This is a genomic window from Kitasatospora sp. NPDC089913, assembly GCF_044748625.1.
GTDB lineage: Bacteria > Actinomycetota > Actinomycetes > Streptomycetales > Streptomycetaceae > Kitasatospora.
Genome location: NZ_JBIVGI010000067.1, coordinates 1 through 1,174, shown reverse-complemented (window position 1 = coordinate 1,174; position 1,174 = coordinate 1). Strand labels below are relative to the sequence as shown.

Genomic DNA, 1,174 nt, shown 5'->3' with positions numbered 1-1,174 from the left:
CTGAGGACAAGCCCTCGGCCTATTAGTACCGGTCAACTCCACCCCTCACAGGGCTTCCATATCCGGCCTATCAACCCAGTCGTCTACTGGGAGCCTTACCCTCTCAAGGAGGTGGGAGTGCTCATCTCGAAGCAGGCTTCCCGCTTAGATGCTTTCAGCGGTTATCCCTCCCGAACGTAGCCAACCAGCCATGCCCTTGGCAGGACAACTGGCACACCAGAGGTTCGTCCGTCCCGGTCCTCTCGTACTAGGGACAGCCCTTCTCAACACTCCTACGCGCACAGCGGATAGGGACCGAACTGTCTCACGACGTTCTAAACCCAGCTCGCGTACCGCTTTAATGGGCGAACAGCCCAACCCTTGGGACCTACTCCAGCCCCAGGATGCGACGAGCCGACATCGAGGTGCCAAACCATCCCGTCGATATGGACTCTTGGGGAAGATCAGCCTGTTATCCCCGGGGTACCTTTTATCCGTTGAGCGACGGCGCTTCCACAAGCCACCGCCGGATCACTAGTCCCGACTTTCGTCCCTGCTCGACCCGTCAGTCTCACAGTCAAGCTCCCTTGTGCACTTACACTCAACACCTGATTGCCAACCAGGCTGAGGGAACCTTTGGGCGCCTCCGTTACTCTTTAGGAGGCAACCGCCCCAGTTAAACTACCCACCAGACACTGTCCCTGATCCGGATCACGGACCCAGGTTAGACATCCAGCACGACCAGAGTGGTATTTCAACGACGACTCCACCATGACTGGCGTCACGGCTTCAAAGTCTCCCACCTATCCTACACAAGCCGAACCGAACACCAATATCAAGCTATAGTAAAGGTCCCGGGGTCTTTCCGTCCTGCTGCGCGAAACGAGCATCTTTACTCGTAATGCAATTTCACCGGGCCTATGGTTGAGACAGTCGAGAAGTCGTTACGCCATTCGTGCAGGTCGGAACTTACCCGACAAGGAATTTCGCTACCTTAGGATGGTTATAGTTACCACCGCCGTTTACTGGCGCTTAAGTTCTCAGCTTCGCCCCGACGAATCAGAGCTAACCGGTCCCCTTAACGTTCCAGCACCGGGCAGGCGTCAGTCCGTATACATCGCCTTACGGCTTCGCACGGACCTGTGTTTTTAGTAAACAGTCGCTTCTCGCTGGTCTCTGCGGCCACCCCCAGCTC

1 rRNA gene is annotated in these 1,174 nt (G+C 56.5%); it reads right to left on the bottom strand.

The annotated features are described in order from the left end of the window. Nucleotides 1–2: 2 nt before the first annotated feature. Nucleotides 3–1,174 (bottom strand): 23S ribosomal RNA (locus ACIPYS_RS40170); the annotation flags it as partial.